This is a genomic window from Pseudoalteromonas sp. P1-8, assembly GCF_001399985.1.
Classification (GTDB): domain Bacteria; phylum Pseudomonadota; class Gammaproteobacteria; order Enterobacterales; family Alteromonadaceae; genus Pseudoalteromonas.
In genome coordinates this window covers 71,526-89,375 of sequence record NZ_LJSO01000015.1, presented here as the reverse complement: position 1 = coordinate 89,375, position 17,850 = coordinate 71,526, and the positions used below count along the sequence as shown (strand labels likewise).

Sequence of the window (17,850 nt, the reverse complement as noted above, 5' to 3'; positions counted from 1 at the left end):
GCCTAGAGCCTAGAGCCTAGAGCCTAGAGCCTAGAACCTCCACATATCGCCTGATCGCTGACGGCTGAAAGCTGATAGCTCTGTGATGTGTTTGGTTTCGCTTCGCTCTACCCAACCTAAGCCAGCCCTTTAAATTTTCCCCTTGCTAACTAGCAATTCACGACCCAATTTACCCTTTGTTGCAATTTTAATCTTGGTTTAGTACCTGAGCTATGTAAAACTATTTGCGTTTTTAAACCACAATCAGGTGACATGAATGTCTCAAATAAAAGCTTGGAAACTTATTAGCCTGTTTTGTTTGGTAAGCTTGCTTATGGGCTGTGAGTCGAAAGAAGAGCAGCTGAAACAAACAATACAACAATCCATAGAAAAAGCTGAAGTTGAATTAAATCAACTTGGTACAGCGCTTGATAATGGCTCTTTGCGTAATGCGACGATACTTAAACAATACGGCAAGGTGCTTGCTGAGCAGCAACCGCAACTTTCTGAGATCGCCCGTGTAATTAGTCTTGATGCGACTCGTGAAGGGGCTATTTATTCAGGTCTTACACAACGCTTAGCTGATGTTAAGTCTACTTATCTAATACCACCATATGAAGATACTCTTCATCAACTTGATCTTATTCGTGATGCTGCCAAGCCATCTTTATTTCAAGATGCGCTTACCGATCCTATCAATATGCTTGCTGATATGTCGCAGGGGTCATTGGCGCGCGTTGGCGCAGTTAGTGAAGCTGCTGAAGGCGAAAGTGTTGGTAACCAGTTAGTTGGCAACCCTAACTATGGGCAATGGCAAACAAATAGCAGCGGTACCAGCTTTTGGGTTTGGTACGGGATGTATCGCATGTTGGGCGATGTATTCGACCGAGTTGAGTATGGTCGTTGGAGTCGTCACAGAAAGTACAGTTATTACAATGATTATGGCCGTTATCGTTATTCGAGCCCAAAACAGATTAAAGCACAACAAACGGTAGAGACACGTACTCATCAGTCTTATCAACGCCAAGGTAAACAATTCACTAGTCCGTATGCCAAGAAGCGTAGTGGCGCATCTGGATTAAGCCGTAGCAGCTATACGCCGCCACGCACACGTAGTAGCTATGCTTCTAGCAGTAGTTACAGTAAAAGCTCTGGGTCATTACGTAACAGCTCGAGCAGAACATCACGTGGCATTAGCCGCGGTAAGTAGTGAAAAGAATAACCACCGGAGTTACAACACATGTATGAATTTAATGGAATAACCACTTGGTCGTTGCAAGCTTTAGCAATCGACTTTGCAATCATTATCGCTTTATTTGTCAGCCTAAAATTTATCAAAGGCTGGGTATCTAACTTACACGCTAATGATGAAATAACTGAGCGTGACAATTTTGCTTTTGGTATTAGTTTTGCGGCTGGGCTTGTGGCACTTGCTATTGTTCTTAGTGGCGTGAGCAGCGGCGCATTTGCACCGACCTTACAACAAGAAGCATTACAAATGCTAGGTTATGGTGTGATGGCGATTGTGCTTATCAAGCTAGGTCACTTCTTCCAAGACAAGGTAGCGCTTCGTAAAGTGAGCCTGCATGACGAAATCGTAAAAGGTAATGCTACTGCTGCACTCATTGATTTTGGCCATGTGGTGAGTGTAGCGATTGTCATTCGCTCTGCTTTATTTTGGGTTGCGACTGAAGGCTGGCATGGTGTTCCAATTGTGATCGCAGCTTTTGCCATTGGCAGCATTGCGATGCTACTGATCAGTCAATATCGAGTGCAGTTATTCAAGCGTACTAATCGCAGTGGTGATTGCTTACAGCAAGCGGTTATTGACGGTAACTTAGCAGTAGGTATTCGTTATGCTGGCTTTTTAGTGGGTAGTGCATTGGCATTAACGGCTGCATCAGGTATTGCTCCTTATGCGGCTGACAACATTGTTGCTAGTTTAGGTTACTGGGCATTAAGTGCAGCAGTGAGTTTAGTTGCTTTCATTTTACTACACTTAGTGACTATCAAAATCATTCTATCTGGTTGTGATATTTCAGATGAAGTGAACCGCCAGAAGAACGTGGGTGTAGCAGCTATTTCTGCAGCAATCTCATTTGCGATTGGTTCGACCATGGCAACCTTGTTAGGTGCCTAATTAAGTGTCTACTACAACAAGCGCCCCAAGTAGAGCCAATCTACTTGGGCATGATTTCCTATTAATAACTGTTATGGCCGTACTCGCTGGGTGCGGCCTTATTTATGAATACCTTCTATCTCATTATGCTGGTCGTGTCTTAGGCTCGGTCGAGAGTGCCATTTATGCCATGATCGGCACCATGATTGTCGCTATGGGTATCGGTGCATTTTTAGCACGTTGGTTTAAAGATGCATTTACTGCTTTCGCGTGGCTAGAGAGTATTATTGCCTTGGTCGGCATGGGCTGTATTTTAGCGATAGCGAGTGTTATCGCTGTCAGTTATTCATTGCCGCATATCTTCTCCGAAATTTTTAACTTGCCTGCAGATACCGTACTTAATGGCTATGTATTTGAAATGCTACAAGAGTGGTCACGTTTCTTACCCTATGTGTTTGGTCTGTTACTCGGGCTATTGATCGGTATGGAGATCCCGCTAATTGCGCGTATTCGCCAGCAAGTTTATGGCCGCTTTTTAGAAAATAATGCGGGAACTATTTACGGGGCGGATTATATCGGTGCCGGTGTCGGTGCTGCGATTTGGGTGAGCATTATGCTTGCGATGCCAATTATGCAAGCAGCAGCTTGGACGGCGTTGTTTAATATTATTGCTGGTCTCGTGTTTTTATGGCGCTATCATCAACATGTTCGCTTCGCTAAGCTACTGCTAGTTTGCCATGTGCTGTTGTTGGTGTTTTTTGCGTTTGTGCTTGTGCTTGGCACCAGTTGGATGAAAAACCTAAGCAATGTTTTATACAAAGATAAAGTTATCTACTCGCAAGCAACTAAGTATCAGCACCTAGTTTTAACTGAGCGTTTGAGCCGCAATCAGCCCAATGCAATTACCGATCTTTACCTCAATGGCCGTTTACAATTCTCAAGTGTGGATGAGCAAATTTATCATTCTATGCTTGTCTATCCTGCTATGTTGGCTTCAAATCGCCACGACCGCGTGTTGATCATCGGGGGTGGTGATGGGCTTGCATTGCGTGATGTTTTGAAGTGGCCAGTAGAGCATGTCACCTTAGTTGACTTAGATGGTCAGTTGTTAAACTTATTTGGTAATGATGTCGGCGACTATGATGCGCCAGAGGAAATCAGAACACGTTTAACAGCGCTAAATAAGCACTCTATGAGCGATCCCCGCGCTGATATTCGCATTGCAGATGCCTTTTTAGAGGTCGAAGCTATGCTTGCTAAAGGCGAGCGCTTTGACACTATTTTAATTGACCTACCAGACCCTAATCACCCTGATCTTAATAAGATGTACAGTGATTATTTTTATAATCATGTGCGTCAGTTGTTGGCACCTGATGGAGCTGTGGCCGTGCAATCAACATCCCCTTATCATGCGAAGAAAGCATTTTTGAGTATTGCTAAAACAATGAAAGCTGCTGGCTTTGGTTATGTTGAGCAATACCAACAGAATATTCCTTCGTTTGGTCAATGGGGTTGGACTATCGCGACCACCGCTGGCAAATCAGCAAGTCAGCGAATTCGTGAAACGAACGAATTACCGGTGCCATCTCGTTGGGTAAGCAAAGAATATTTATTGGCTTCTTTTGTGTTTCCGAATCATTTTTTTGAACAAGTAAACACGATTGAAGTCAATAGATTAGGTTCAGGAACCTTATATGATTATTACCGCCAAGCGTGGCAAGTTGAAACCGAATTGTACAAAAATTGATATTTTATAGTTGACATAATATGTCGGCTATGCAAATCTTAACTCAGACATAATATGTCAAAACGTAAAAAGGTGAGACATGGAATTAAATGAACTATCAATCAAACTGGCTTCTTTTGAAACAGAAGGTGTGAGCTTTGAGTCTTTCTTGATTGCCAACGAAGGTGAGCAAGATGTGTTACAAGTTATCGTCGATGGGAATGATGAGTTACCTATCTTTGTTACCCAAACAGAAGAGCAACTACTGTGTATAAGCTACCTGTTTGCTGAAAACGAAGTACAAGCAGATATGCGTAATGAGTTAAACGAAACGTTACTACGTTTAAATGTACCAATTCCATTAAGTGCATTTGCAAAAATTGATGATAAATACGCTATTTTTGGCGCGTTATCGGTTAATTCATCGTTTGATGATATTACCCATGAGTTGGTAACACTGGCAGACAATGCGATTGATGCACTTGAAGCCGTGACCATTTATTTAAACGATTAATTAGCAATTTCTGGAGTTAAGATTATGAGTATTTTAAAGAAACTATTTACAGCTGTACGTGGTGGCGCTCGTGAAGCAGGACAAGCAATTGTTGATGCAAACGGTATCCGTATCTTTGAACAAGAAATTGCTGATGCACAAAATGCCCTACAACGCGCTAAAAAAAGCCTTACCGAAGTAATGGCAAAAGAGATGCAAACGAAGCGTAAAATTAGCGCACTAGATGCATCAATTGCAGAACATGAAGCGTATGCAGGTCAAGCACTTGAAAAAGGCAATGAAGCGCTAGCATTAGAAATCGCAGAAAAAATCGGTGATTTTGAAGCTGAGAAAGCAGAGCACGAAGAAGTGTTAGCTGGTTTTAGTAACCACATTGTGCAACTAAAGCAGCAAGTTAAAGATGCTGAAAAGTCGATTAAAGAAAACCAACGTCAATTAACGATGGTTAAAACGACAGAGAGTGTTCAGCAAGCAACAATGGCTGTTAATAGCACGCTAAATACTAACAGCTCATCAATGACATCAGCACGTGAGTCTCTTGAGCGTATTAAGCAGCGTCAGCAAGACCGCCAAGACCAGTTAGGTGCGGCTAAGCAATTAGAAGCTGATACTAATGGCGATGATTTAAAAGCGAAAATGGCTGAAGCGGGTATTGGTGATACCAATCCGAAAAGCGCGGATATTCTGGCGCGTATTAAAGCAAAACAAAATAGCTAATCAGTTAACGGAAAGACAAAAGGTAACCCACGCACTGGGTTACCTTTTTTGCTTCAACAAGGAGTCAGCCAATGTTTAACTTTTTCAAATCTAAAAAAGCCCCAGAGCGTCAGCTTACTGATCCAAGCCAATTACTCGTTGGTGATATGCTGACGGTGATTGATTCGTTCGCTTACCCAAGCTGGTTAAAAGGACAAACACTGCGTGTTATTGATGTGCAAACGTATCAGTACCAACGTAGTGCAGAGTATGAGTTGGTACTCGAGAGTGAATCTGGCCAAGTGGTGTTTTTGCAAATTGAATCAGATGACGGTGAGCAATGGGCAAACTTTGCGATCAAAATTCAACGCGACGATGTTGATGAGATTTTTACCCTTGATGAGTTCGCTCGTATTTTTGATGAAGACGAATTAACGGCAATTAACGTGCAAAATAGTCCGGAGCGTTTTAGTCACTTTTTAGCATCGAGCTACAAACAATCAGAAGCACCTTATGTGTGTTATTTCCATAATAAGGACTACCGCAATAAACCTTTACCTCGTTATGAAGACGAAGGTGGTGAGCCGTGTGAAATGATCTGTTTAAGCTCAGATGATGAATCGCATAGTTTAAATATTGAGATTTGGGAAGGCGGTGAAACAGAGGTATCACTGACGTTAACCAGACCAATTAGCGATATTGTTGACTTATTTCCTGGGGATGCCAAGTGAGTGATGCAAAAGCCAAATGGCAGCGTCAGGAGCAAGCCGTTAGAGCCACGCAAATGGCGTTTGATTTAAGCTCTGAAGTGCAAAAATCAATTAAGAAGCAAGCCATTGACCAAGAACTTACGCCATCAGATATGATCCGTAAGATTTTGGAGCTCGACGTTAAGTCGAAAAAAACCAGACAGCGTTTATCGTTTAACTTAAATGATGAAGAGATTGCTTTATTGGCTGAGCGCTTTGGTGTTGCAGCCGATGATAAGCGTGCTGTGAAGCAGCGCGTGGCTGAATTACTTATTGAACACAGTAAAAAAAGCTAAGGTTTTGCCTTTACTTCTTTAAGCCCTTACACTGAGGCTAGATGTTTTGAAGAAGTGGCATGACTGTGGATATTATTTTACTTGCGTATTTAGTTATTTTTGCATTATTTGGCACTGCAGCAAGTTACTTTGTTCGCTACATTTATGCTTACTGGGTGCATAATACAATGCAGGTTAAGTACATATATAAGGCCGGGATTTGTATCATCAGCGTGGTGATCGTATCCGGCCTTATTGCATTATTTACTTAATCTCGAATGCTTGGCACTGCTGTGAAATACACAGCGATTGTATAGGCAGAACTGGTGAGCAATCGTTAACAGTTAATGCTTGATCAGATGACTTTTCAGCGGCTGTAATTCGCTCTGCAAGTTGCTCTGCTTGCTCTTGTGTATTGTTTAACGTTGAATAAACCACATAGCGACTTGGCCCACCACATGCCCGCTCACCAACTTCTAACACCTTACATTGAAAGCTCGCGGTACAGCTATTATTGCTAACGATATCGTTCAGCTGATCGTTTAAATCACCTAAATCAACGCGCGCAGAACTACCCGACGTTGTTGTTTCGCAACCGCTTAAAGCAATGCTTGCTAACACAGTTGTGGTGATGAAAAGTTTCTTGAAAGTCGATGAACGAACCATTATTGCTTATTCCTTAGTATACACTTGCCGCTGAGCCTTCGATTCTAACACAAGTATTCTCAGAACACTGCGCACCTGGTGCGGTTAGATGCTGACAAATACTCATCATGTCGTTTGCTGCGTTAAATTGCTTTTCAAGGGCGGTGATATCTTTTGCAAGCTTTTCAACCTCAGCAGTGTCAGCTGTTTTGGTTGAATAAACAATAAAGCTACTTGGGCCGCCACAAGCACGACTACCAACAGGTAATACTTTACATTGGGTGCTGTTGTCACAGCTTGGATCATCGATTAATTGTTTAAGTTGCTCATGGGCAGAGCCAATAGTGGCTTTATCTGGGGCTGCTTTGGTCACTTCCTCAGCGTTTTTTATTTCAACGGCTTTTGGTGCCTCGACAAGTTTATTGCTGGTTGCCGTTGATTCGGCTTGCTCATTAGTTGCAGCGTCCGAGCACGCAGTTAATAACACAGGAAATAAAATTGCCAATAGTGGATAGCGCATAACATACCTAAAAATCGTTGAATAAGTACTCACTATCATACACATTGCTCAAAGTGGAGCAATAAAAACGTTAGCTTTCAGTAAGTAGCTCTGTATTCACAGAGCTACAATAAGATAAAAGTTTTACAGCTATCTGCAATGAATAGGTATTACAAACCACCTTGGGTTAGTTTGGCTGGGTTCAATAACTCGCTCAGTTCTTCGCGTGAAATATCCGTATGCTCAGCAGCAACATCAATAATAGGGCGACCTTCTTGATAAGCTAATTTGGCAATTTTTGCGGCTTTGCTATAGCCGATCACCGGATTAAGTGCAGTAACCAGAATTGGGTTTTTAGCGAGCGCTTTATCAACATTGCTTTGGTTTACTTTAAAGCTGGCAATCGCTTTATCTGCCAGTGCTTCACTGCTATTTGCTAAAAGTTCGATACTTTGCAAAATGTTTAGGGCAATCACAGGTAGCATTACATTGAGCTCAAAGTTACCGGCTTGACCAGCCACTGTAATGGTCGCGTCATTGCCAATTACTTGTGCGCTGACCATAGCCGCCGCTTCAGGGATCACAGGGTTTACTTTACCCGGCATAATTGATGAACCTGGCTGTAGAGCTTCAAGTTCAATTTCACCAAGACCTGCAAGTGGGCCAGAGTTCATCCAGCGCAAGTCATTGGCTATTTTCATTTGTGCTACAGCAAGTACCTTTAGCTGGCCTGAGAGCGCAACAATGGCGTCTTGTGAGCCTATGTTATAAAAGAAGTTTTTGCTTGGGCTAAAGCGAATACCTACATTCTCACTCAAGTGTTGGCAAAACTCACCGGCAAATGCTGGATCGGCATTTATGCCGGTACCAACTGCTGTGCCACCTTGTGCAAGTTCACAAACTCGCTCAAGAGCTTGGCGAATGCCTGCCATTGCATGATCCACTTGTAACTGCCATGCAGCCAGTGTTTGTGAAAAACTCACAGGCATTGCATCCATTAAATGTGTGCGACCGGTTTTCACAATATGGCCCACTTCGGCTTGTTTGCTTTGTAGGCTTTGACTGAGTTTATCGAGTTTAGGAAACAGCTCATAAATGATGTTAATAGCGCTACTTACAGCAATCGCAGTGGGGATCACATCATTTGAGCTTTGTCCCATGTTCACATCATCGTTGGGGTGAATGGTTTCCCCTGCAAGTTGGCTCGCCAGCGTTGCAATGACTTCATTGGCATTCATATTTGAGCTAGTGCCAGAGCCTGTCTGAAATACATCAACAGGAAACTCTGAAAAATGTTTACCGTCGATGACCTCTTGGCATGCTTGCTCAATAGCTTTAGCTTTACCTTGACTCAAATGGCCTAAAGCAGCATTACTTTGCGCGGCAGCTTGCTTAATGTAGGCGAGGGCGGTGATAAATTGCTTAGGCATGGCTAAGCCACTAATTTTGAAGTTATTGATAGCGCGTTGCGTTTGAGCTTGATACAACGCATTGGCAGGGACTTGTAGTTCACCCATGCTATCTGATTCGGTTCTAAATTGGCTCATAAACACTCCTAAATCGGGTTAAATTCTTGGCTGAGAAGACACGCTTCTCGCTCCAAACTGAAATACTTTTCAATACAGTTATGAGTTTTGTAGTAACGCTTTAGCGCAAGTTGCGGTTTATAAAGCTGAGCCAAACATTGTTTACGAATTGCATTATGCACTAATGAATCACACATCTTTTCAAGTAGTTCATGAAAGGTGCGTCTTAGATACAGCTCTTGCAAAATAAAGTTGTGATGCTTTTCGTAATAGCGTGCAATGTTTAAACCCGCTTCAACATAGTTAGCAACAAGTGCAGGGGCATGTAGCCCAGGTCTTTGGCAAACACATTTCATTTGCCGCTGATAATGGAGCATAGCATTGTGAGAGTGCATAGAAAAACCGATTAACTGTAATGATAATTGTTATCATTACAGTTAATCGGTTTTAGTGCAAGTCTTATATAATGAAGCTAAGACTGAATGGATTAACTGTGTGTGATTAATTGTAGCCGAGAATAAAAATCTGGTCTGTTTCATGTTTTTTCGGCGCCTGTACATTTTCTTTGTTACATTGAGAAAGAAGATCGATCACGGTTGCTCTGTCGTCACAACTTGTTAAGGCGGCTTTTTCGCTTTCAGCACGTTCGCTGGCTGCAAGTGCTGCATCTACAGCGGTGTAGGGTGAGATATACATAATATTGCTCCTATTGGTTAACTCACTTAGGAAATAGCATAAGCTGTACCAATATTGATCAATAAATTTAACTTGTTGAAAATAATGGTTTTATATTTTTAACTAATAAATTCACCGCGACTTTATTATTTATTTTTGCTTTACTGTTGTGCACTAATTACCAAACATGGTGCACTAATTTGTATGGATAAGCCCTTCTCTCAAGCCTGTGAAAACAACAAATTACCTATTTTAAACGTATTAGAAGCGTTCTTTTCTGATGTGACGGATGTATTAGAAGTCGGCTCAGGTACTGGGCAACATAGTGTGCATTTTGCAACGCATTTAGCACATTTGCAGTGGCATTGTAGTGATCGCGAGGTTAATCACCCGGGGATTTTACAATGGCATCAAGAAGCTGCATTAACTAACTTGCATGCGCCACTGACACTCGACCTTAATGATCCTTGGCCGGTTGAAACTGTGAATGCCATTTTCACCGCGAACACAATGCACATTATTAGCTGGCCACTGGTGGAGCGCTTTTTCCAAGGTGTAGCAAAGCACTTAGCGCCAAAAGGTAAGCTGTGTATTTATGGACCATTTAAGTACCAAGGTAAGTTTACCAGTGCTAGTAATGCTGAATTTGATGCTTTTTTAAAACAGCAAGATGCAAATAGTGCGATTCGTGATTTTGAAGCGATTTGCCAACTTGCAGAGCAAGCTGGCTTATTCTTTGTTGAAGATGTGCAAATGCCAGCGAATAACCAATTATTGCTGTTTAAAAGGCAGTAAGCTTTCGCATTGGGCTTTATAGAGCGCCATATGTTGGCGTTCTCTAGTTATAAAATCGCTAATGGCAGCTGCAAAATCATCGTGCTGAATATGATGCAGTGAATAGGTATTTACGGGCTTAAAACCGCGACTTATTTTATGCTCACCTTGCGCGCCAGAATGGAACTGTTTAAGTTTGTTGGCAATGCAGTATTCAATACCTTGATAATAGCAAAGCTCAAAGTGCAAACTATCGAGCTCATAGTTCGTTCCCCAGTAACGACCATACAAACAGTTCTGATCTTTAAAACTGAGAGTGGCGGCAATCACCTCTCCTTGATATTTAGCGAACATTAGCACCAGTTTGTCGGCCATGCTTTGCTGCAATAACTCGAAAAAGGCGGTATTCAAATAACCATTGTGGCCTGAGCGCTTTAAATAGGTTTGGCGGTAAAAATGACTAAATTGCTGCATGTGCTGTTTGCTGATGTCAGCACCTTCTATCCATTCTACGGCTATCTGCTGTTCAGTTATTTTAGCGCGTTCTTTTTTGAGCGATTTACGCTTTCTTGCGGTGAGTGAAGCTAAAAAATCCTCAAAGCAATTATAGCCTTCATTAAACCACTGAAACTGCACGCCATGACGTTGCATTACGGTATCGCTAGTTAATGCAGTCGCTTGTTGCTGGTGGCAAAAATTTATATGCCAACCTGACCAGCCTAACTGCGCTGCTGTTGCTGTGAGTGCATGCTGAGTGTAAGCATAGACTTCAGTGGGGTTATCGTGATTTATACTAATTCGTTGCCCAGCAATAGGTGTGAATGGTACGCCACACAGCCATTTGGGGTAATACTCTAGGCCATGTTGTTGATAGGCTTCAGCCCAAGCCCAGTCAAATACATATTCACCATAAGAGTGGTGTTTTAGATACCCGGGTAGTAAGGCTATGACCTGTTCTTGCTGGTAAATTGCTAGGTGCATAGGTTGCCAACCCGACTCTTCACTCACACAGCCCGTTTGTTCTAAAGCCGCTAAAAAAGCGTGATCAGTAAAGGGCGTATCATCAAAAAATGATTGCCAAAGAGTGGCATCAATCTCGCTTATTTGATTAAACCAGCGGTGGCTAAACTCACTCATTGTTCAGCCGATTCAATATCTTTGATGAAACCGTTGATATGCATAGCAAGCTTATCGAAATAAGGGTTAAACGTGAGTCGTGCAAAGGGTTTGTGCGCTTGTAAATTTTCGGCTGTGCGTTCACCCATCACAACGTCTTTTTGGTATTTGCAGGCTGTATAAAGCTTGTCGTCATCTAAGTAGCTTCCGCAATTGCGATACAATGCTGTGCGACCGTAGTAAGGGTTGCTGGGTTTATTAACAATACCAATATGTGACATTCCTTTGATTTTTTTACAGTCATCGGTGTCGCAGTCATCACGAATTATTTGGTAATCAGCTGGAAAGCTGGCGGGAATATTATCGTCATCACCATAGTATACAAGGCGATCAAGCTGGTTATTTTTGCGCGTTTTTGGGTCGTGCAGCTTAGTTAAAATCTTAAAGGTTGCTTGGTTATCTATTGTGGTGTCAACATCACTAAAAGTGCTAAATATCGCTACATTAGGGAGTTGGCGATGACGTAGTTCATCAAGGCTAATACGGCTCATTGCTTCGTGACTAGCTGAGGCTGCACTAAATGGAAACGACTCATACTTGGCAAAATCAAGGTCCGCATCTTTATCAATCCAATTCACAAATGGAATCGCATCAACCCATTTCGCCAGCCAACCGTTTTTATTGTGTGGCTCGCTTGCGGGTGAAAACAACATAGCAGCAGTAATCTTATTATCGACCGGGCCTTGAGTTAAGTAATCAATAACCAGTGCAGCACCCGTTGAGTAGCCCCCTAATATCACCTGATCAAAATCTTTTAATGTGCGCTCAATGGCATACACGCTAGCCTTTTGCCAATCATCGGCATCGATGTCTCTAAGTGCTGCAGGAGCGGTACCATGCCCAGGTAGTAAAATTGTGCGTACCGTATACCCTTGTTGATAATACACTTGTGCAAGGTCGTGATAGGTAAAGGGTGAGTCGGTTAAACCGTGGATCAAGAGCACTGCTTTACGGCTATTGGCCTGTTTAAGTTCAAATGGGCTTATTAAATCGGCAACAGTCGCGTTAGCTGGTCGAGCGCCTTGTGCAACAAGCTGCTGATAGGTGTCTGTGTAAACAGGGCATGGCAAATTAGCGCGCGGGTTTTCGCTACTAATTTGCAGGTAAGCAGCGGTTAAATAGTCACTAAATGCTTGCTCGATATTATAGCTAAAGGTGCTATGGGTGCGTGGTAATGGCTCTCTAAACAGTCCTTCGCGCTTACTTTTCATCATCAGTTCTTGGTCTTCAAGCTGAGTAAGGCAGGTTTGTTGCTGTGCCATTAATGAGCTGCTAAAGAGCCCACTGATGGCCCAAGAGATAGCAACTAAGTTGATGAATTTCATATTTTAAGCATCCTTTTAAAGCCTGTTTTTAGCTTATCGAGTTATGTTTTATTTGCAAGCAAGGTGCGTCAAGCGAGCGGTAAATGACGCTTAGTGAACGCTTGTTTTAAGACCACTGTCGATTCGATGTTAGCAATACAATCAATACTACCTAATTTATGTTTCACAAAGCTTTCATAGCTTTCTAAATCAGCGGCAACGATCTTCAGCAGGTAATCATAACTGCCTGAAATAACAGAGCACTCAAGTACATGGTCAAGCTTCTCAACCTGCTGTTCAAATTGCTCAGCAGCGGTAACAGAGTTCTGGTTTAAGCGAACAAAGGCATACACAGACACATTTAAATCAACTGCTTTAGGATTGATGGCAGCATGGTAACCACTGATCACATTTGCTGATTCGAGCTTTTTAATGCGGCGTAGGCAAGGGGTATCGGACAGGCTAACCGAGTGTGCCAGCTCTGAGACAGAAGTTCTCGCATTATCCTGTAAAGAATTAAGTATTTGTTGGTCTTTTTTATCTAATTTCATTTTTATTTGAGTGATTTTCACTAATCTAGATGGATTCTAGTCTATATTTTGGCGATTAGCACTCATTGAACTCTGTTAACATTATCGCAATATAATTATTTTGGAGTGAGCCTGTGACTGAGAACACTAAGGCATTTGATAGCTGGCTTCGCACCCGTTTTGTTGAGATCAACAGCGAATTAGAAAAACTATATTGGCAACAAGACGATAAAGCGAATGTAGAGGGTGTCGGTGAGCACCTTAAACGTCAATTAGAGCAAGAAGGTAATGAGCATATTCGTGCCTTACTGGCAGAGGGTAATACAGATGAAGGCTTTGATAATGCCTTTGACTTATTAGGTAATGTTGGCTTGTATATGGCGGCATGCCGTCGCCATGAGATCACTGAGCCTTCTCGTGAAACAAGCTCACCGCTTGTTGAAGCTTCAGCGTTGGCAATGCACATTGGTGCATCTATTGGCGTAACCCCACGTTTTGCAACGGCACATTTAACCACCCACAATAAAGCGGTTGATGGTTTGTATAAGCGCTTTACAGATCTTGAAGATGAGAAAATCTTTATTGATTACAATACCAAGGGCATTTTAGCGTATAAGCGCGCGGCAGATGCTTTATTAAAAATTCAGCCATTAGGGATATCACACCCTATCGCAGCAGATTTACTCGCAGTGGCAAAACAAGCATTGCTTGATGTGATTGAGTCGAATAATACGTTATACAACAAGCTCGATACAGACCGCTTTTTCTATTGTGTACGCCCGTATTACAAGCCGTATCGAGTAGGTAAAGAGGTATATCGTGGCGCGAATGCTGGTGATTTTGCGGGCATTAATGTTATCGATTTACTGCTTGGTCTTTGTTTTGCTAATGAACCTAGCTACTCGCAAATGCTGGTGGATAAATTCTTGTATATGATGCCTGAAGATCAGCAGATCCTGCGTGAAAGTATGCGTATGACAAGCATTATGGATGACTTTTTAGCGGCAGAAGCTGAGCGCGATAGCGAATGGTTACAAACTAACTTAAAGCTGTTCATTCAAGTGTGTAAACTGCATGGTGATACTGCCATTGGCCACCATAATCAGTTGGTCAGTAAATACATCGCGCAGCCTTCACAGCAAATGCAGCAACAACATATGGATAAAGTCACAGCCAGTGGGCCGCCTTTGCATGTGTTACTTAACTCACTAGAGCAGTTACGTGATCGTCGTGCGGCAGCAAAAAGGGACGATATTCGAACTCGGTTTGATGATTTAACTAAGTTAAAACAGTGGATTAAGTAATGAGTAAAGACGATTTTGTAATTCCACAAGGCAGCTATTTGCTTAACCACTCTGTGGGGCGACCCTTAAAATCTGCTGAGCAGCATTTTCATCAGCAGTTTTTTGCTGCTTGGCAAAATGAAAATAAAGAACCATGGCAACAGTGGTTGCAAGGTGTTGAGGCATTTACGAGTAGTCTCGCTAAATTATTTAACTCGCATAGTGAGTTATTTTGCCCACAAGTTAACTTATCGAGTGGTTTAACCAAGCTGTTGATGTCGCACCCGCGACTTCAACAAGAAAATTGCAAAGTATTGATGGCCGAAAGTGACTTTCCAAGTATGGGTTTTGCGATGCAAAAAGCCCTACCGGAAAGTGCTGAAATCGTGTTTATAGGTAAGCATGAAGACCTAACCGATGCTCAGATTTGGCAGTCATATTTAGCGAAAAATGATATTGATTTAGTCTTTATTAGCCATGTTTATTCAAACACGGGTCAGCAAGCGCCTATTCATGAAATTATAAATATCGCGAAACAACACAACACATTGAGCTTACTAGATGTTGCACAGTCTGCGGGCATTTTAGAGGTCGACTTAACTAAGCTTGATGCCGACTTTATGTTGGGCTCGAGTGTAAAATGGTTATGTGGTGGGCCTGGTGCTGCTTATTTATGGGTTAGCAGCAAGCAGCTTTCACTTTGTCAGCCACAAGATGTTGGTTGGTTTTCTCATCAAAATCCGTTTGAGTTTGATATTAAGCACTTTGCTTATCATCAAACCGCATTGCGCTTTTGGGGCGGTACCCCTTCAGTTGCACCTTATATTTTGGCTTCGCATAGTATTAATTACTTTGCTGATCTTGGTATTGAGAAAGTACGTGCTCATAACTTAGCAATGCTCGCGCAGTTTCATGATCAATTAGCTGATTATATGCGCTCACCAATACAGGCTGACAAATGCTCTGGTACGGCTATTATGCATTTTGGCGAGCAACAAGCGGCTGTTAAAGCTGCGCTTATTGCAGCGAATATTGCGGTTGATGAACGTCACTTAGGCTTAAGAGTCTCTGCTCATATTTATAATGATCAGCAGGATATAGATACTTTTATCACGACTGTGAAAAGCGCTTTAAATTAAGTGCTTGTCGAGCCTTTGCTTTGACTGAACGCCAATGCGTCATTGGTTTTTCTGGGACCAGCGCTAAAATTTGCTCAAAGTCGATGTCATCAATACTGACTTCGTTGCTGTGGGCAAACATAATCCGTTTTGGTTGTAGCGCTTTTAGCATCAACAAAGAGCTTAAATACAGCTTAGGGTAAAAAACAGGAAAGGGTGGCACAAGCTGCCCTTTTACTTTTACTAGTAAATCAGCAATGTAAATTCGCTCGCTAGGAATATGATAAAGGCTAATATCTCGGTCAGTGTGACCTGGGCTATGTAGTGCTTGCCAATCGTCAAAGCCGGGTAGGGTTGCATCAGTAGCAAGGTAATAATCTGCATCTAGATGGCGGCTGTACCAAAGGTTGTGGCGTTTTTTATTTAACCTACCTGCGACCCACCAAGCCAAAGCGATATCGGTTAAATGCATTAAGAAACCATCAATGCCTCTATACCATTGACCTGGAGCGTTCGACGTAGCTATTTTGCCGCCACTTAACTTTCTTAGTGCATGCGCTCCACCGGCATGATCTGGGTGCATATGGGTGACTACAATCAGTTTTAAGTCAGTGATGGGGCGCTTTAGTTGTTCGGTAATATAGTCAAATACAGTATCAACATCAGCACGGCAACACCCATCAAGCAGCATCAATTTATCTGGATATTCAACTAAATAGATATTTTGAATATAACCTTCGAGCGTGTGAATGTGCAAAACAATTGACCCTTAAACTAAATCAGCAAATGTTGTTATATCATGTCTGACCAGTTTTAGTAAGTTAAGCTAATTGGATTGCGTGCCTCGCTCTTTGAGCTGCTTTTTGTTTTCTTCTAACTGTGCTACCTGTTTTTCGAGGATGCTGATTTGGCTCTTATAGTAAGCGTTAATACGCTCACTTTGTTTGCTGATAGCATCATCAATAGACGCTGCGCCTAACCTATTTGCGGCATCTTGCGTCATATTATTGAGTTTATCGATGCGCTCACTTTGTTGTTTTTGTAGTTCTTTAATTTCTAGCTGAAGGCGCTCTATTTCACGATCGGCTTTTTGAATTTTTAAATAATCTTCAACACTTAAGTCGGCAGGCTTTTGTGGTTTTTGCGGCTGCTCTGTAGCTGGTGTTTGGCTAGTTGCTGGTGGCGGTGCAATTTTCACGATTACTGCATCTTTTCCACAAGGCTGTTCCGTAAAAGTGGCAACCCCGTCAATCATGCACTTATAAATAGTGGCTTGACTGTTGGTGCAGGTAAGTAGGGCAAGAGTAAAAAATGCAAAACGAAACATAGCATCACTTTGTGTAGCAAATAGATACTTAGCATGCATGAAATATAATGAAGTGTGCAAGTTTTCGGGCATAAAAAAACCGCTTAAAAGCGGTTTTTAATAATAAAATGGTGGAGAAGGAGGGATTCGAACCCTCGATAGAGCTACAAACCCTATACTCCCTTAGCAGGGGAGCGCCTTCGGCCACTCGGCCACCTCTCCNCGATGGAGCTACAAACCCTATACTCCCTTAGCAGGGGAGCGCCTTCGGCCACTCGGCCACCTCTCCAGCGCATAATTCTGATTGTAATTTGCTGAAATTAATCAACAAATAAAAATAAGTGGTGGAGAGATAGGGATTTGAACCCTAGAGGGGCTACAAACCCCTGCCGGTTTTCAAGACCGGTGCATTCGACCACTCTGCCATCTCTCCACATCGTGATGCGAGAATAATACTTAGCTGAATCGGCTGTGTAAATAGGAAAAAGTTTGTTTGCTTGTTTTTTGAGCGTAAAGAGGGAGTTTTTTGTAAAAAGGTTTAATTAATTGCTGTTTTTAACTTAAAAGAAAGGGATTGGAGCAGTAAACGGAGGAGCTAAAGAAGGATCTTCGTTAGTGGTTGGGTGTTTACTGCACCGATAAAGTAACCATGGTTGGGGATTACTTGTGTTGTACTGCGCCGCCAAGAGCTAACTTTTTGCCGTAGCGATTAAGTTTTGCCAACATTTTTGCTTTGCGGTTTGTTGGTTTTACGGCAACATGAGTTGCAGCGTTTTGGTTTAATGTATTAATTGGGTTCATTACTTTGCTCCGGGTTGTGTTTGGTTGAAAACGTGAGTATTTTGCAATCAAACTGAACAAAAATAAAACGATAAAAATTGAGTCTGTCGGATAACTTTTTCTAATCCAAAAGCCTTTTATTAACATGGGGTTAAGTTTTTACCTTACTGATATCT

At 42.2% G+C, this 17,850-nt stretch carries 22 protein-coding genes and 2 tRNA genes; 11 read left to right on the top strand and 13 right to left on the bottom strand.

The annotated features are described in order from the left end of the window. The first annotated feature begins 256 nt into the window (after positions 1-256). The 8 genes from AN213_RS17685 (at position 257) to AN213_RS17650 (ending at position 6,330) form a co-directional block, all read left to right on the top strand. The gene (locus AN213_RS17685; RefSeq protein ID WP_055199260.1) at positions 257-1,189 is read left to right on the top strand and encodes a hypothetical protein; all 933 of its coding nucleotides are present in this window, start codon (positions 257-259) and stop codon (positions 1,187-1,189) included. Between the two features lie 30 nt (positions 1,190-1,219). After that, a complete protein-coding gene (locus AN213_RS17680) occupies positions 1,220-2,119 on the top strand; it encodes a DUF350 domain-containing protein (protein WP_055022362.1) in 900 nt (299 codons plus the stop codon). A gap of 73 nt (positions 2,120-2,192) precedes the next feature. Then, a complete protein-coding gene (locus AN213_RS17675; RefSeq protein ID WP_408002942.1) occupies positions 2,193-3,845 on the top strand; it encodes a polyamine aminopropyltransferase in 1,653 nt (550 codons plus the stop codon). A 79-nt stretch (positions 3,846-3,924) separates the two neighbouring features. Further along, positions 3,925-4,338, top strand: a complete 414-nt coding sequence (locus AN213_RS17670) for a YjfI family protein (RefSeq protein ID WP_054563728.1) — start codon at positions 3,925-3,927, stop codon at positions 4,336-4,338. Between the two features lie 24 nt (positions 4,339-4,362). Continuing rightward, entirely contained in the window at positions 4,363-5,055 is a 693-nt protein-coding gene (locus AN213_RS17665) for a PspA/IM30 family protein (protein ID WP_054563727.1), read from the top strand. 71 nt (positions 5,056-5,126) lie between these two features. Further along, positions 5,127-5,765, top strand: a complete 639-nt coding sequence (locus AN213_RS17660; protein ID WP_055199258.1) for a hypothetical protein — start codon at positions 5,127-5,129, stop codon at positions 5,763-5,765. After that, a complete protein-coding gene (locus AN213_RS17655; protein WP_054554605.1) occupies positions 5,762-6,079 on the top strand; it encodes a hypothetical protein in 318 nt (105 codons plus the stop codon). The genes AN213_RS17660 and AN213_RS17655 overlap by 4 nt, the downstream gene beginning before the upstream one ends. 65 nt (positions 6,080-6,144) lie before the next feature. Beyond that, positions 6,145-6,330 (top strand): hypothetical protein, encoded by a 186-nt coding sequence (locus AN213_RS17650; protein ID WP_054554683.1) that lies wholly within the window; start codon positions 6,145-6,147, stop codon positions 6,328-6,330. On the opposite strand, the gene AN213_RS17645 is transcribed toward AN213_RS17650, so the two are convergent. From AN213_RS17645 to AN213_RS17625, 5 genes are all read right to left on the bottom strand, one after another. Then, positions 6,323-6,724, bottom strand: a complete 402-nt coding sequence (locus AN213_RS17645) for a hypothetical protein (RefSeq protein ID WP_055022359.1) — start codon at positions 6,722-6,724, stop codon at positions 6,323-6,325. The genes AN213_RS17650 and AN213_RS17645 overlap by 8 nt on opposite strands. A gap of 13 nt (positions 6,725-6,737) precedes the next feature. Further along, positions 6,738-7,223, bottom strand: a complete 486-nt coding sequence (locus AN213_RS17640) for a hypothetical protein (RefSeq protein WP_055022358.1) — start codon at positions 7,221-7,223, stop codon at positions 6,738-6,740. Between the two features lie 149 nt (positions 7,224-7,372). After that, positions 7,373-8,749: an aspartate ammonia-lyase gene (locus AN213_RS17635; RefSeq protein WP_055199257.1), complete on the bottom strand. Its 1,377-nt coding sequence runs from the start codon at positions 8,747-8,749 to the stop codon at positions 7,373-7,375. A gap of 8 nt (positions 8,750-8,757) precedes the next feature. Next, complete coding sequence (locus AN213_RS17630; protein WP_054554609.1) at positions 8,758-9,123, bottom strand: hypothetical protein; 366 nt, start codon at positions 9,121-9,123, stop codon at positions 8,758-8,760. Between the two features lie 106 nt (positions 9,124-9,229). Beyond that, a complete protein-coding gene (locus tag AN213_RS17625) occupies positions 9,230-9,424 on the bottom strand; it encodes a hypothetical protein (RefSeq protein WP_054554610.1) in 195 nt (64 codons plus the stop codon). A 183-nt stretch (positions 9,425-9,607) separates the two neighbouring features. Between AN213_RS17625 and AN213_RS17620 the strand changes: the two genes are divergently transcribed. Next, positions 9,608-10,198 (top strand): DUF938 domain-containing protein, encoded by a 591-nt coding sequence (locus tag AN213_RS17620; protein ID WP_055199256.1) that lies wholly within the window; start codon positions 9,608-9,610, stop codon positions 10,196-10,198. Here AN213_RS17620 and AN213_RS17615 read toward each other — a convergent pair. The 3 genes from AN213_RS17615 to AN213_RS17605 all read right to left on the bottom strand — a co-directional run bounded on the left by AN213_RS17615 (position 10,175) and on the right by AN213_RS17605 (position 13,208). Beyond that, complete coding sequence (locus AN213_RS17615; protein WP_055199255.1) at positions 10,175-11,314, bottom strand: GNAT family N-acetyltransferase; 1,140 nt, start codon at positions 11,312-11,314, stop codon at positions 10,175-10,177. The genes AN213_RS17620 and AN213_RS17615 overlap by 24 nt on opposite strands. Next, positions 11,311-12,678, bottom strand: a complete 1,368-nt coding sequence (locus AN213_RS17610; protein WP_055199254.1) for a carboxylesterase — start codon at positions 12,676-12,678, stop codon at positions 11,311-11,313. The genes AN213_RS17615 and AN213_RS17610 overlap by 4 nt, the downstream gene beginning before the upstream one ends. Before the next feature lie 68 nt (positions 12,679-12,746). Continuing rightward, complete coding sequence (locus AN213_RS17605) at positions 12,747-13,208, bottom strand: Lrp/AsnC family transcriptional regulator (protein WP_055199253.1); 462 nt, start codon at positions 13,206-13,208, stop codon at positions 12,747-12,749. Between the two features lie 113 nt (positions 13,209-13,321). On the opposite strand from AN213_RS17605, the gene AN213_RS17600 reads away from it, so the two are divergent. Next, on the top strand, positions 13,322-14,491 hold the full coding sequence (locus tag AN213_RS17600; RefSeq protein ID WP_054563718.1) for a monodechloroaminopyrrolnitrin synthase PrnB family protein: 1,170 nt from the start codon (positions 13,322-13,324) through the stop codon (positions 14,489-14,491). Further along, positions 14,491-15,609, top strand: coding sequence for an aminotransferase class V-fold PLP-dependent enzyme (locus AN213_RS17595; RefSeq protein ID WP_054563717.1), 1,119 nt, complete (start codon positions 14,491-14,493; stop codon positions 15,607-15,609). The genes AN213_RS17600 and AN213_RS17595 overlap by 1 nt, the downstream gene beginning before the upstream one ends. Here AN213_RS17595 and AN213_RS17590 read toward each other — a convergent pair. From AN213_RS17590 to AN213_RS20270, 5 genes are all read right to left on the bottom strand, one after another. Beyond that, entirely contained in the window at positions 15,581-16,345 is a 765-nt protein-coding gene (locus tag AN213_RS17590; RefSeq protein WP_055199252.1) for an MBL fold metallo-hydrolase, read from the bottom strand. The two genes, AN213_RS17595 and AN213_RS17590, sit on opposite strands and share 29 nt — an antisense overlap. Positions 16,346-16,414: 69 nt before the next feature. Further along, on the bottom strand, positions 16,415-16,915 hold the full coding sequence (locus AN213_RS17585) for a DUF4124 domain-containing protein (protein WP_160316773.1): 501 nt from the start codon (positions 16,913-16,915) through the stop codon (positions 16,415-16,417). A gap of 108 nt (positions 16,916-17,023) precedes the next feature. Continuing rightward, positions 17,024-17,116 (bottom strand) — tRNA-Ser (locus tag AN213_RS17580). Positions 17,117-17,236: 120 nt separating this feature from the next. Continuing rightward, a tRNA-Ser gene (locus AN213_RS17575) sits at positions 17,237-17,327 on the bottom strand. A 227-nt stretch (positions 17,328-17,554) separates the two neighbouring features. Next, positions 17,555-17,695, bottom strand: a complete 141-nt coding sequence (locus tag AN213_RS20270) for a hypothetical protein (protein ID WP_166341396.1) — start codon at positions 17,693-17,695, stop codon at positions 17,555-17,557. Between the last annotated feature and the right edge of the window lie 155 nt (positions 17,696-17,850).